The organism is Cohnella herbarum, from assembly GCF_012849095.1.
GTDB classification, from domain to species: Bacteria; Bacillota; Bacilli; order Paenibacillales; family Paenibacillaceae; genus Cohnella; species Cohnella herbarum.
Genome location: NZ_CP051680.1, coordinates 3,558,577 through 3,573,556, shown reverse-complemented (window position 1 = coordinate 3,573,556; position 14,980 = coordinate 3,558,577). Strand labels below are relative to the sequence as shown.

At 49.9% G+C, this 14,980-nt stretch carries 11 protein-coding genes; all 11 read left to right on the top strand.

Annotation, left to right across the window (positions count from 1 at the left end; translation table 11 throughout):
* Positions 1–33 precede the first annotated feature (33 nt).
* Positions 34–1,845 carry a sensor histidine kinase gene (locus HH215_RS15915; RefSeq protein ID WP_169280799.1) on the top strand — a complete coding sequence of 604 codons (1,812 nt, stop codon included), beginning with the start codon at positions 34–36 and terminating at the stop codon, positions 1,843–1,845.
* Entirely contained in the window at positions 1,842–2,930 is a 1,089-nt protein-coding gene (locus HH215_RS15910) for a response regulator transcription factor (protein WP_169280798.1), read from the top strand. The genes HH215_RS15915 and HH215_RS15910 overlap by 4 nt, the downstream gene beginning before the upstream one ends.
* 31 nt (positions 2,931–2,961) lie before the next feature.
* The gene (locus HH215_RS15905) at positions 2,962–6,135 is read left to right on the top strand and encodes a glycosyl hydrolase (protein ID WP_169280797.1); all 3,174 of its coding nucleotides are present in this window, start codon (positions 2,962–2,964) and stop codon (positions 6,133–6,135) included.
* 190 nt (positions 6,136–6,325) lie between these two features.
* Positions 6,326–7,309, top strand: coding sequence for an SGNH/GDSL hydrolase family protein (locus tag HH215_RS15900; RefSeq protein WP_169280796.1), 984 nt, complete (start codon positions 6,326–6,328; stop codon positions 7,307–7,309).
* 272 nt (positions 7,310–7,581) lie between these two features.
* The gene (locus HH215_RS15895; RefSeq protein WP_169280795.1) at positions 7,582–8,598 is read left to right on the top strand and encodes an ABC transporter substrate-binding protein; all 1,017 of its coding nucleotides are present in this window, start codon (positions 7,582–7,584) and stop codon (positions 8,596–8,598) included.
* A gap of 15 nt (positions 8,599–8,613) precedes the next feature.
* The gene (locus tag HH215_RS15890) at positions 8,614–9,603 is read left to right on the top strand and encodes a FecCD family ABC transporter permease (protein WP_375140506.1); all 990 of its coding nucleotides are present in this window, start codon (positions 8,614–8,616) and stop codon (positions 9,601–9,603) included.
* A 1-nt stretch (position 9,604) separates the two neighbouring features.
* The gene (locus tag HH215_RS15885) at positions 9,605–10,384 is read left to right on the top strand and encodes an ABC transporter ATP-binding protein (RefSeq protein ID WP_169280793.1); all 780 of its coding nucleotides are present in this window, start codon (positions 9,605–9,607) and stop codon (positions 10,382–10,384) included.
* A gap of 39 nt (positions 10,385–10,423) precedes the next feature.
* Positions 10,424–10,930, top strand: a complete 507-nt coding sequence (locus HH215_RS15880) for a HugZ family pyridoxamine 5'-phosphate oxidase (protein WP_169280792.1) — start codon at positions 10,424–10,426, stop codon at positions 10,928–10,930.
* 16 nt (positions 10,931–10,946) lie between these two features.
* Complete coding sequence (locus tag HH215_RS15875; RefSeq protein WP_169280791.1) at positions 10,947–11,399, top strand: DinB family protein; 453 nt, start codon at positions 10,947–10,949, stop codon at positions 11,397–11,399.
* Between the two features lie 348 nt (positions 11,400–11,747).
* Positions 11,748–13,532, top strand: a complete 1,785-nt coding sequence (locus tag HH215_RS15870; RefSeq protein ID WP_169280790.1) for a sensor histidine kinase — start codon at positions 11,748–11,750, stop codon at positions 13,530–13,532.
* Positions 13,533–13,548: 16 nt separating this feature from the next.
* Positions 13,549–14,877, top strand: coding sequence for a response regulator (locus HH215_RS15865; RefSeq protein ID WP_169280789.1), 1,329 nt, complete (start codon positions 13,549–13,551; stop codon positions 14,875–14,877).
* Positions 14,878–14,980: the final 103 nt, after the last annotated feature.

Here is a 14,980-nt window from a genome sequence, read left to right as displayed (position 1 = left end):
AGAGGTATTTCCAAGCAGTGGGGAGAGAACATCATGAGAACGAAACTCAAGTCCATCAAATGGAAATTCATTTTAATCTTGATCATGGTCATTTCGCTCGCGACGATTCCGATCGGTTGGCTAAGCTATACCCAGACCTCCAAAAATATGATGAAAGACGTCGAACGATTCAGCAGCCAGGTTCTGACTCAGGTGAATCTGAATATCGATCGATACTTCCGCGAATATGAACAGGGCGTGTTCTTGCTCGGTTCCAGCAGCGAATTTTCCAATTGGCTGCAAGCGGAGCAAGGCAAAACGGCCGAAGTCGTTCTAAGATTCCGCAGGGTGGAAGAGAAGTATATTAAGCCTTTAATCGCCAGCCACCCGGAAATCTTGTCGATGACCTTCCTCAACGAGAACGGAAACGAGATGCATTACTCCCGTTCGCCCGGGCTAAGAAGCGGATATACGGCAAGGAACGATTCCGAATTGCTAGAGGTTCCCTTTAAGAAGCAGCTAACCGCTTATATCCGTAAGTCTAGCGATTATCTGAGCAACGATAGCAAGAGTATGGAGATGCAAGTCATTTCGCTCGTCAAGAAGCTGAGATACGGAACTTCTAGCGGATATATCAAAATCGATATTTCTCTTGAGCCTACGCTCGCTATTCTGAACGAGATTCAGCTTGGCGAAACCGGAGTCGGATTTATTACGAACGAAGCCGGGATGATTATGGCCCACCCTAACGATGATAAAGTAATGACCCTGCTAAGCCGAAAATGGATGGATAAGATGATGAAATCCTCTTCCGGCGCGTGGATGGATAAGGACTCCAACGAAATGGTTATTTTCGAGACGATCCCTTATACGAACTGGAAGAGCGTAGCTACCGTCCCTTATGACGAAATCGCGGAAGGCGTGTATCGGACAAGGGATTTGACGATTCTCATCGTGACGTCCAGCTTGATCTTCGTCAGCCTGTTAGGCATTGTCCTCTCCTCTTCCATCACGAATCGGATTCTAAGCTTAAGACGAGTCATGGCGCAGACTCAACTTGGCCATTTCCAAGCGAGAGTTAAGCTCGAAGGCGACGACGAGGTGACCGATTTGGGCAGAGCGTACAATAAGCTGCTCGACCGGTTGAAGTCCTCGATCGAACAGCTGACGGAGAGCAGAGTTCATCAACAAGAAGCGGTGCTGTCGATTCTTCAGTCGCAGATCAATTCACACTTCCTGTACAATGCGCTTGAGTCGATCAATTCCATGGCGACGTTGTCGGATCATAAAGAGATCAGCGCCACGACATTGTCTTTAGCCAATATGCTCCGTTATACGTCGAGCCATCAACATTCTATCGTCACGATTCAAGAGGAACTCGATCATCTGTCCGACTACTTGAGGATTATGGAAGCGTTATATCAAGACGACCTCGCTTGGGAATTCCATGTTTCCGAGGACGTAAAGGATGTCCCGTGTCTGAAAGCGATCCTGCAACCCATCGTTGAGAACTCCGTTAAACACGTCTTGGAGACGACCGGAAATCCCTTGCATGTCGTCGTAACGGCAGCGAGAATGGAGGATCGTTTCATTCGCATCATCATCGAAGATAATGGTAGGACTTTTACGCAGGATCAGCTGAACGATATTCAAGATCGACTGTCCGAAGTGTCGAACGCGGACAACTACAAGAGGCAAAAGTCGTTGGGTCTGACCAATGTGCATTACCGATTAAAAATGACCTATGCTCATGAGTACGCGGGTTTGGACGTCGCACAATCGCCGACCAGAGGCGCGCGAGTGACTTTGACTTTTCCGACTGCCATTGACGATAAGACGATCGTACGGGAGGTGACAGCGATATGAATCGGGTGCTCATAGTCGACAATTCGCCATTAATTCGCAATAGCTTAAGCAAACAAGTGGAGGAATCGGGGGATCATTACTGGCTAGCGGGAACGGCCGCCAACGGAATGCTTGCTTTGGAGTGGCTGGAGCAGAACTATGCGGATATATGCATTACGGATGTTCGAATGCCGGTCATGGACGGGATCGAATTGCTGCGGCAAATCCGCGCAAAGTATCCGTGGATGGTATGCATCATGGTTTCGAGTTACGACGAGTTTGCTTATGCGAAGGAAAGCATTCAACTGGAAGCCATCGATTATATTCTAAAACCGGTCGATCGCGATCTGCTTTATTCGACGCTGGCCAAATCGTCCGCCAAGCTGCAAGATGCCCGATACAACGAAGCGTACAAGCTGTTGTTGAAGTATTTGCCCAGTCATAGAGACATTTTGGCGAGATGGATGAACGAGTTGAAGCTGGCTCGGCGGGAGAACATCCCGTTATTGATCGTGGATATGCTCGATATTCTGACGAAGTGGACGGAAGGCAAGTACTACTTGCTGAATGGGCTCGCCATGGCTTGGCTGAACTTATTGGCCGAGGAGATGAAGCTGGAAAATCTGGAGATCACCTTATTCGAAGGAAAGGATTATGCCATTGGAGAATCCGTCCTGTCCGCGGACAAGGTGAGATATTATTATCGCGTATGCGCGGTTCGGCGTCTGGAGGAAGGAGCCGAGAAGTTTCTGGATCGCGTAACCGAGGCGTTGACGCAGCCTAACCGGAAAGTGGTCGAGCAGATCAAGCAATTGCTGCGGAAGCACTATATGGAGAAAATCGACTATCAGCTTCTTGCCTCTTCGGTCATGCTCAGTCGAAATTATATGTCGGATTTGTTCAAGCAAGAGACCGGTATGACCATGGGTCAATACGCGGTCTACTTGCGTATGGAAGAGGCCAAACGATTGCTTCAAGACACTTCGCTCAAAACCTACGAGGTCGCTCATCAGGTAGGCTATGAAGACTATATTCACTTCGCCAAGGTGTACAAGAAGTATTGCGAATTTAGTCCGATGGAATATCGAAAAAGGTTAGGTATTTAAAAGGGTGGATAAAGAAGGGGAGTTATCTAAAATGAGAAAAACGTATTCATTTTTGTTAGCGCTTACAGTATTTTTATCGATTTGTGTTAACGCTTCAGCTTCCGCATCGGCAATAAACCTGCAATCCGAAACCGAGCCTAACTACGACTTGGCGACTTTTAACTTCGATCAGGATTTGGAGGGATGGCAGGTTCGCAGCAGTTATCAAGCTTCTTTCGGCACCCCCGGTATCGAGCATTCTACGGCGATCGGCGGAGGAGCAATGCGAATCAATGCAGTGATAGGTACATCAACGAATTGGCAAGAACTCAAGCTGGTTCGCGCTCTTCCATCGATCGGGCAAGCGACGACGGTAACTTTCGACGTCTACATGGATATGTCCTTGATTGATTTAGAGCTGTACGGGGACAAAAAAATAAAGCCGTATATCGCGGTAGACCCGGGTTGGGTCAAATTCGGCCAAAATGAAAGCGTATCCTCCGTTAGTGATCTTCAGAGGGTGAACGAAGGCGGCAAAGAATACGGCGTTCTTCACGTAATTAGCAGATTGATCGGCGGCCACGAGGCGGGTACTCAATTAAACCTTAATTTCTTATCCGATGGAATCGTCTATACCGGACCGATCTATATCGATAACGTTAAAGTAAGCAACGCGCCCTTCAATGGCGGTTCAGGAGAAGAACCGGGGGTATTGCCGGATAATAACCAAACGCAGATCAGTACTTTGAACTTCGACACGAGCCCGATCAAGCTCGTAGATCGCGATGCCACAGCGGAGTCAAGATCGTTGTTCTCCTATCTGAAAAACGTGAGCGGTAATTATCTCTTATTCGGCCACCAGAATTCAACGACCAGAGGCGCGACGATCACTCAGAACAATGGAACGCAATCCGACGTTTACCAATCCGTCGGAGCCTTCCCGGCCGTTTACGGATGGGATACGAACGCGCTTGATGGGAGCGAGCCTCCGTATTCGCCCGAGGCTTTGCGCACCGCGATGAGACTGGCCTATGAAAGAGGCGGTATCGTTACTTTAAGCGCCCATATGCCGAACTTCGTGAGCGGAGGCAATTTCTACGATACCGTTAGGGTTGTCGAGAATATTTTGCCCGGTGCAAGCCATCATCAGCAATACCTAGACTATCTGGACAAGATCGCCGATTTCGCAAACAATCTGAAAGATTCAGAGGATACGTTGATCCCGGTCATCTTCCGACCTTTCCATGAGCATAACGGAAACTGGTTTTGGTGGGGGGCTCCGTATGCCAAAGGCGACGAATACATCGCACTTTATCGTTTTACGGTCGAGTACTTGAGAGATGTGAAAGGCGTCCGAAATTTCTTGTACGAGTTTTCGCCCAACGGATTCTTCAGCGGAGACAGTGAGCAATATCTGTATCGATATCCCGGCGATGAATACGTCGATATTCTGGGTTTCGATATCTACGACGGCAGCTACAATCAGATTTTCAGAGACCAGCTCGTGGAGGATGCGGCTATGCTCGTCCAACTGGCGGAATCCAAAGGAAAGATCGCGGCGCTTGCGGAGGCGGGCGTCCGCAATGGGCACACGGTGAGCGGCAATCCGAATTTGAACTGGTGGACGGAACTGATGGAGGATCTGAAGGCCGATCCGGTCGCCAGAAAACTGGCGTATATATTGACTTGGACGAATAGTTCGGCTAATTCCTTCTGGGTACCTTACCGCAATCATCCGGTATTCGGCAACAGCGAGATGCTGGAGGATTTCATTACGTTCTATAACGACGATTACACGGCGTTCGGAGATCGGTTGAGCGGCGTCTACGATCTTCAGGTTCAGATCGATTCGAACGATTCGCCTTATGCCTATCTAGCGACTCCCGTTCGAAACCAAATCGTGAAAGGACCGATCACGATTCGAGCTGGCGCCTACGGAGATACGGTCACGAGCGTCGTCTACTCGATAGCGGGAGGACAACCGCAACAGATGCAGTGGAATCCGGGCACCGGATATTATGAAGCAGCTTGGACTCCGGGGCCGGAGTTGAACGGTCAAACAGTGGATATTCAAGCGCAAGTCGCTTTCGGTTCGACGATAATTAACGAGCAAGCGCAGGTCGCCGTGCGGATGGATACGATCCAGCAACAATTTGCTTTCGGCGATGCGAACGAAGCGCTCCAATTTTCGAACGGAGGCACCTACAACGCGGCTAACGGAACACCGGCCTTGGAGCATGACTCCGCGCTGGAGGCGCTTCGGATTAACGCCGACATAAGCGGCTCTAACGCGAGCCAGACGTGGCAAGAACTTAAGGTGAAGATCAATCAAATTCAGAATGCGGTTCCGCTCGCGAACATAGACAAGATCAAGTTCGACGTTCTTATTCCGACGGCTTCGTTGCCGACGACTTTGAATCAGGCGGAAGTCAAGTTGCTGCCGAATCTTTATTTGTTCCCGAATACGCAAGTAAAGTACGGCAAAACGAACCCACAGGCGAGGCTGGCGGATCTACCTAGAGTGCTCCGGAACGGCTCCGAATTCGCGAAGCATTCCGTCAGCATCGACTTGACCGGCGAAGATAAAAAAACGGCGACGGATTTGGTTATCGCGCTTGTGTTCGGCAAATTGAACTATATCGGTCCGATCTATATGGATAATGTTCAGTTTATTGTCGCGGCTAATGAAGGCACGATCGTCGATCCGAGTATAATCGATGATTTCGAAACGTATGACGATGACAATAATGCACTTAGGGAAGTATTTACGAGCGTAGGCGATACCAATAAGATTTCGCTCGCGCAGGCTCCTAAGCATAACGGGCAGTACGCCATGAAATTCGACTATCGGCTTGCGACCAATGGCTATTCGGGAATCCAGAAGCTGATGGGGAATTCCGATTGGCGTGCCTACGACAAGTTGAATTTCTGGTACAAGCCCGACGGGTCGGGACAGAAGATGGTCGTGCAAATCAAGGCACAGGGCATATCGTTCGAATATTATCCGTCATTGGCGGGAACGGGCGAGGATTTGTTGGAGATTCCGTTCAGCGCATTTCGACCGGCTCCATACGAGGCCAATCAGAACGCGGTGCTCGATGCGTCTAATTTGCAGAAAATCGAGAAATTCTCGATTTTCGTGAATGCCGCCTCTCCGGGATATGTCGGAAACGGAACGCTCTATTTGGACGAAATTCGGTTATCCGGCGCGTCGATCGCGCTCTGAAGAGAATTAAGCAACCAAGGGGGGTTCGGGAAAACCGAACGCTCCTTGGTGTGCGCTTGGCAGCGCAACAGCCCTGCTGGCTGACAAGATCGGATGTCCCTGTGCCAAAAGGGGATGTCCAATACACCAAGGATCTCGGAAGTTAGGAGGACTGGATTCGGGGTGAACCGATAAATGAGGAGGATTAAGAATGTCCGGCAATGTGCAACTGCTTAAATCTCTTTTTACCGGTTGCTTGGACGTGACCGAAACGGAGGAAGGTGTAGCCCCGGTTCGATTCACGGAACGGCAGCTAAACGTATACGCTCCCAATGAAGGTCTTAGTATCCGAAGCCGCTGTCTGGCAGGATGCCGGTTGGAGTTGCGGACGGATAGCGAATATATTAGGTTTGATTTTATCCGAAAGAGCTCAGTTCGTAATTTCATCTATTTCGATATTTGGGTCGATGGCAGATGGGTGGCGGATATCGGGGAAGACAACCCGGAAGGACAAGCAGGATCATTTTGTTATGAAACAAGCAGTAGCGTGGGTGAGGTAAGACATATTTGTATATACCTTCCTCATTGCGCGGAAATCATATTCCGCTCTTTCGAGCTTTCGCCTAACGCTGTTTGCGAGCCTGTTGGTCAGACTTATAGCGGTTTATTGTGCCTAGGCGACTCCATCTCGCAAGGAATGGACGCTAAGCACCCGTCCAGCACATATGCGACTTTGCTAGCTCGATCTCTCGATATGCCACTGCTCAATCAAGGCGTTGGCGGGTACATATTCAACGCTGACAGCTTGGACGAGAATATGCCTTACAAGCCGCAAATTGTCACGGTTGCGTATGGAACGAACGATTGGGTCCTGCATGAAACGATAGCACGGTTCCGCGACAAATGTGCTGGATACATCGATACCGTCTGCCAGCAGTACGCTTATGCCCGCATATATGTCATAACTCCGATATGGCGCAGCATCAGGAATGAACAGAAACCGCTCGGTACGTTCGATGAGCTTGTGCAGATGATCAAAGAGATATGCGCCGGGTTCCCCGAAATACATGTAATAGACGGGGAAAGCCTAGTTGCTAATTACGGCAGACTATTTGCGGACGGCACTCATCCTATCGACGAGGGCTTCGTTCATATGGCATTGAATTTGTATAAGCAAATCCGGAACACGTTGTAACCGTCAACAAAACCTTGGCGCTTTATTTGGATGAATCCATCGGAAATGTGGGCCAAATGGCATCAGTTAGCTTAATGGGGCATATTTCACGAAATAATTGTGAGAAGAGTGAAGACCGGGTGCAAGTTGCTCGGTTTTTTTGTTCGAAATGGAGTTATGGAAGAAAGATACATTGACTTTAGTTAATGATAACGATTATCATTATTAAGCAATTGATAATCATTATCAAAAAAGAGATCATTCATTTGATGCAAACCTCGGGGGGATTTATTTTGAAAAAGTTTTTATTGCTTACTTTAATCGCAATGGTTACGGTCGTATCCGCATGTTCGTCTAATAACGCTAAAGATAACGGGGCTAGCCCGTCCGCGAATACGGAAAGTCCGTCGAACAGCGAAGCGGCAGAGACGGGTTCGAGCGAGCCTGCCGGAACGGAATACAGCCTAGAGAACGATGGCGTCGATCAAGCGGCTTTGGACGAGGCGCTAAGCCAATTCCCGGCGACGGTCCCGACTAAGATCGTAACGACTTCCGTGCCCCTTACGGAGATGCTTCACGTGTTAGGCATTACGCCGATCGGAGTTCCGACTTCGACCAATCCGATTCCTGCCGATTTCGATGCCGTTCCTAGAATCGGTTCTCCTATGCAGCCGGATCTGGAAGTCGTAACGAAGCTTGAGCCGGAATTGCTTCTTGGCGCGGAATCGCTTCGTAGCACGTTGGATAAAAGCTTGGAAGGCATTGCAATCGAGAAAGCCTATCTGAAGACGGAATCGTTCGACGACTTAAAATTGAGCTTCAAGGCTCTCGGTACATATTTCAAGAAGACCGGCGAGATGAACGCGGTGCTGACCAAAATCCTGAACAAGGAAAATGAACTGGCCAAACAAGCCGAAGGCAAAACGTTGCCTAGCGTCATGCTAATGATCGGGACGGCGGAGTCGTTCATGGTCATGAGCGAGCGTTCTTATCTGGGCAGCCTCGTGAAGAAGCTTGGCGCGGACAATATCGCGACATCCGTGCTGAAGGTAACGGATACGTACTCGCCGATTAATATGGAAAGCGTAGTTGCGGCAGATCCGGACGTTATTCTCGTTCTGGCATCCGGAGACCACGGCGCTTCGGAGGACAAATTCCAGAAGGAAGTCGAGAAGAACGATGCTTGGACCAAATTGACGGCTTACAAAAACGATAAAATCCGAATTTTGGATTACAGCACATTCGGCGTAACGTCGATTAACAATGTGGAAAAAGCGCTGGGCGATATCGCAAAATACTTCTATGAATAACTAAGGAGCATGCAGGTGATCCGTATATCTCGTAACTGGACGATTGTCATTGTCACGTTCCTTCTCGCAATCGTAGCCGCGATCGTCGCGATGGGATTGGGAAGCGTGACCCTATCGATACAAGACATCTTGGCAACGGTTTTCTCTACGTCGTCGAAAGCCGTGAACGATACGATCATATGGGATATTCGATTACCCCGCGTGCTGTTGGCGTTGATCATCGGAGCGAATATCGCGATCTCGGGAGCTTTATTGCAAGCGGTAATGGGTAACCCGCTTGCGGACCCGGGTTTGACGGGCGTGACGAGCGGTGCGGCTGCTTGCGTACTGGTCATTATGTTAGCCGCGCCTAAATATACTCAATTTATTCCGCTGGCCGCGTTCGTCGGCGGATTAGTTGCGGCGAGCATCGTGTATGCGCTCGCTTGGAGAAGGAACGGCATATCGCCGATCACGATCATTTTGTCGGGGGTCGCGGTTAACGCTCTCTGTGGAGGCGTAATCGGATGCCTGACGATCTTGTACAGCGATCGGTTGCCCGGCGCCGTTCAATGGCTGAACGGAAGCCTCGCGGCCAAAGGCAACAAAGCTTTGTTTATGGTATTTCCTTACGCAATGGCCGGTTGGATCTTCTCGATCTTCGCCATTCGCAAAGCGAATATTATCCGATTAGGCGAGCAAGTGGCCTCGAATCTGGGCGAGAACGTAAATCGCATCCGCATTTTGCTTTCTTTATTGGCGGTATTCTTGTCGGCGATCTCCGTAGCCGCGATAGGGATGATCGGATTCGTCGGATTGGTCGTTCCTCATATGGCAAGGCTGATCGTGGGATCCGACTACAAGTACATGCTCCCGATGAGCATGGCGCTCGGCGCTTTGGTATTGCTGTTGGCCGATACGGGAGGGCGTACCTTGTTCGCTCCGCTCGACATCCCTGCCGGCATTCTAATGGCGGTCATCGGCGCTCCTTATTTCTTGTACTTGATGAGAAGGAGGACATTCTAACATGTTCACGGTGGACTCGATTTCGATTCGGTATGAACAGAAGAGCGTCATCCGGGATTTTTCTTTTTCCGTGAACCAAGGGGAGGTCGTGTCGATTATCGGTCCTAACGGCTCCGGCAAATCGACTTTGCTGAAGGGGATTTCCCGGAATGTTCCCTTTCATTCCGGTCAGGTGGAGCTCGAAGGCACGAACATCAAGTCGCTGAGCTCCAAGCAGGTTGCCCGCAAGATGTGCATGCTCAGCCAGAAGAATCAGGCTCCGAGCGATATGACCGTTATCGATCTTGTCTCGTACGGCAGATATCCGCACAAAAAGTGGTTCGAGAAATTGAACCAGGAAGATATGGACATCGTTCATTGGGCGTTGGAGAAGACGCACTTGACCTCGCATAAGGACCGTACCGTGTCCTCGATGTCCGGCGGGGAATCCCAACGCGCATGGATCGCGATGGCGCTCGCGCAACGGCCGAAAATCCTGTTGCTGGACGAACCGACGACGTATCTCGATATTTCTCATCAATACGAAGTGCTTGAACTGGTACGCGAGCTCAATCAGGAAACGGGAATGACCGTCTTAATGGTATTGCATGACCTGAACCACGCGGCGAGCTACAGCGATAACATTATCGTCGTGCAGGCCGGGGAGAAAGCGATGAGCGGTAAGCCGAACGAAGTGATGACGACGGATATGATTCGGCGGATTTACCGGATGGATTCCGAAATTCAATATGTAGCGACGGAGAAAAAGCCCCGCATTCATTTGTTAAGCACCGCGAGATAGCGGAACCCAATATTGAGTTATCCGATGGAGGAACAGACCATGAAAAAACCCGTGGACGTAGAGAAAAACAAAGAAAACTATTTGCAGTTTATCGCGAACCGCAAAAACATGATATTAAGCTTAATCGACGACGAAGGTAAGCCTTTCATCAGCTATGCTCCTTTCGTGAAAAAAGAAGGCAAGTTTTATATCTATATTAGTAAAATCGCCGACCACTATCGATTCATGGAAAACAACGATTTCGTCGATGCGTTGCTCATCGCGGACGAATCGGCAACGAACAACAAATTCGCGACGGAACGCGCTCGTTGGAATTGTACGTCGCAGAATATCGGCAACGAGGGGCACGATGAAATTTTCGCGTTGTTCAACGAGTCGCACGGGGCTCCGATGATGGATTTATTGCGCGGGTTGGACTTCTCGCTGTTCGAACTCACTCCGCTGCGCGGACGTTACGTCGTCGGCTTCGGTTTGGCGTTCGATCTCGATATCGACGCTACTTTCTTTAATCATGTCGTCGTGGACAAGAAGAGCGATAAAGCATAGAGGAGTCGATCCAGCCATGTCATTCTCAACCGTATTGCCGATCTGGCAAGCCGTACAACAAAGATTCCATAAGACGGCCAAAGCATTGCCGGAACAAGATTTAGATTTGCAATCGGGGTCCTCTACGATTGGGTCTTTGCTTCGCCATAACGCGGAAGTCGAGTTCATGTTCGCGGAATGGTACTTCGGCAGAAGCATCCCGGAAGAAGCGAAGGCTGCTTTAAGCCGCGGTAAAGAGGGCAACGATGAGCCGCCTCTTAATAAAGAGGAGTTAATCGCCTTGCTCGAAGCATCGAACGACAATCTCATCGAAGCGATGAGAAGTCTTACGGATGAAGCCTGGCAACAACGCGTGGAGTCTTCCTTCGGCGCGTCGTCTCCTCTGGAAGCAGTCGGAAGGTTAATGTATCATACCGGAATTCATTCGGGGCAAATCTCGTTTATTCAAAAAAACGGACGCAGCCAGTAAGCTGAGCGGTCCGATTGGATCTAATACAATACATTCGAATAATGCGCGGAGAGCCATCCCGAAGTCATTGGACTGGGGATGGCTCTTTTTGTATGCCGATAATAACGGCCGATAACGTAAGCGTCAGGATTGACGGCCTGACGAAGTGTGGGATAATCACAATAAACGGATAGCGATCGTAACAAAACACCGCATATTCATGAAATCGAACATCGCCCCCGGTCCTCGAGGTTCCTATGATAGATGGAGAGGCCATCTGAACGCTCTATATGAACGACTCTATTGTCGACTTAAGCTCGACGAAGTCGTTCGGCTTTACAATACGAGTGCAGGACGGATGATTCAGTCATGTTGAGATGGCTATCGAGAATGAATTTGATTCAGAAACTGGTCGTATTCATCATTATTCTTGTCGTGATTCCGATCTTGGTCGCTTATTGGATCGTGTCGGTTAAGGTAGCCGAGATAACCGAGGACCAGATGGGCGACACGTTGTTCGAATTGGTCAAGACGAGCCATCTTACGTTGGACCGGGATATTACGTCGGTCGACGGGACGACGGAGAAGCTCATGTTCACGCCGGAAACGCAGATGATGTTCGATACGACCGAACTTAGCGAATACGATCACCTGCAGAAATATTTATCGCTGGATAAGCTGCTTACCGGTTACTCCAAGAACGCCATCAACTTCGCGGTGTTCATTCCCGCCATCGCGGACGATTATCCTTTTGCGCCTCCTTCGGACGTTAAGCAGAACGGGGTGTTTTTCGCATGCGATACTTCTTCGTCAAGTTGGTTTCAAGACGCGATTAACGCGAGGGGAACAGGCATTATTCGAATTATGAACCAACTGGGGAATAACCCGAACGGACTCAAGACGGCCGCGTACATTCGCAGCATGAATAACGATCTGGACGATGGTACGCCGAGCGGCGTCATCGTAATGACGGGTTTGGACTCGCTGCTGCAGAAGGACCTGGAGTCGCTTAAGATTCCGAAGGACGGGCAGATCGTCCTGTTGAACAAAGCGAACGAGGTGCTGGCGAACACGTCCGATCTTGGGATCGGCACCGTGTTCAGGCTTCCGCAGCAAATTTTCCGCGCCTCGGAAGGCGTATTTATCGATCGCGGCGGCAACGAATCGTGGCTCTATGCCGTTCATAGAAGCTTCAGCAGCGACACGAAGCTTCTATTTAAGATCCCGATCAGTTCTATCATAGGGGAGCACGAAGCGGTAAGGCAGCTCGTGAACTACCTGATGATCGTCTATTTCTGCGTGCTGTTGATCGCGAGCATTTATTTTTTCCGGCATATCCTTAGTCCCCTCTCGAGATTAGCCAGATTAAGCCGGTCATTTGAGCCGGGAAGACCGCTTACGAACGATTTCAAGGTGACGCGGCGGGACGAGATCGGCCTGCTCAACAACGCTTTCATAGAGATGACCAAGCGGCTGAACCAGACGATACACGACAAGTACGACTTGGAGCTCAAGCATAAGGAAGCCGAGCTTACGATTCTGCATTCCCAGATTAATCCCCACTTGCTCTATAACACGCTCGAATCGATCTTCTGGCGTACGACGATAGAGGGCAATACGGAATCGGCGGAGATGATACGGGATCTCTCCCTCTTGATGAGAATCGGCTTAAGCCGCGGGAAAACGTTGATTCCGATCGCGGAGGAACTGAACCATATCGAAGCTTATTTGAGATTGCAGTTGAAGCGAAACAACTATGTTTTCTCGATCGTTTGGGACATCGACGAAGCCGTCAAGCCGTACCTTATACCGAAGGTCGTGCTTCAGCCGTTGGCGGAGAACGCTATTATTCACGGCATCCGTAAAATGGACAGCGAAGGGCAACTGCGGATCGCGATGGAAATCCGGGAGCAAGAGGTGCTTATCGCGATCGAGGATAACGGGTATAAATCGGCGGATATCGACAAGTTCAACGCCATTGCGAACGGAACCCATACCCGGGAAGGCTTCGGCATTCTGAACGTCAATAAGAGAATCAAGCTGCATTTCGGCGAGGAATACGGCATAAGGTTCGAACGGCGATTCGGGGGCGGAACAAGAGTGCTTATGACCCTTCCGGCAACTACGGAAGACCATTCTAGCGAGCAAGAATAGAGCAGGGGGAGATCCTATGTATCACGTGCTGGTGGTAGACGATGAGCCGATGATCTGCATGGGCGTCGCTACCGTATTGATGAACGCTGGAATCGGCATCGCCGAAGTGTTCGTCGCCAATAACGGATTCGAAGCGCTCGATTATATTCGGCTGGAGAAAATCGATCTGATCATCACCGACATCCAGATGGATTTGATGAGCGGTATCGAACTGATCGAGACGATATTCACGGAAAACCCGATGGTTCCGATTATCGTTTTGTCGGCGCACGGAGAATTCGAGTACGCGCAGAAGGCGTTGCGGTTCGGCGTGAAGGAGTACATCGTCAAGCCCGTCGTTCCAGCAGAGCTCGTGCGGGCGGTACATACGTTCCTGACCGAACGGGATACGCAGCGGCGTTCGATATCGGAAGCCACCTTTCACCAGAAGTTCGTCTTCGAGGATATGGCCTCGAATCGCAATCATATCTTGAACGAGCTCGTGTCGGAAGGAGTCGCCGAAGAAGAGGTCGATGAAGTGTTCGCCTACCTAGGCTGCCGGTTCGAGGGACCCTTTTATTGCATGCTCGCGATCGAACTGAACTTATCGAAAGCGGGGCTGTTCAAAACCGACATTCGCTCCTTCCGTGACAGGAACCTGTTAAGGTATGCCGCTCTGAACGTCGTAGAAGAAACGTTAAGCCGTTGGGATAGCCTCGTTTTCTATAGCGGAAGCCACACGCTCGCGGTCGTTCTGCAGTTTACGGAGGATGAGATGGCTAGTCCGACCCAACTGAACGAGCAGACGATGATCGCCCAATTGCTCCATAACAACCTGCTGAAATTTATCCATCTGCATAACGTGATCGGAATTAGCCGCGTCCGGGAAGGGATTCCCGCTTGGGTATCGCTCTATAAGGAAGCGAACGAAGCGATTCGCTGGAGCGGCGTGCATAGCGACCATAACGTATTTTACATTGGGGATTTCGGCAAGCACGAAGAGCTTCCTTCGACCGGAGGGATCCCTATCACGAAACAGATTCTCGAGGATAACAACTCTTTTATCCATAGCGCCATTCAATATATCGACGGGAATTACCGTCAGAAGGGCTTGAAGCTTCAGGAAATCGCGGAGTCGATCTGTCTGAGTCCGAATTATCTTAGCTACTTGTTTAAGAAAATCGCGGGCATGAATCTATGGGATTACGTGACGAAGCTGCGAATGGAAGAGGCCAAACGGTTGTTATTGACGACGGACATGCGCAGATACGAGATTTCCGACGAGATCGGTTATGAGTCGCCGGAGCATTTCAGCAAAATCTTCAAGAAGCATTTCGGCGTGAATCCATCGGAAATCAAAAGTTGATCGAATGGACGCCGATCATAATTTATCCCTTCTCAAACGATATATCGCACATCGACTTGGGATATATCGGGGTTTTATGATAAATATGCAAGATGAATCGAAG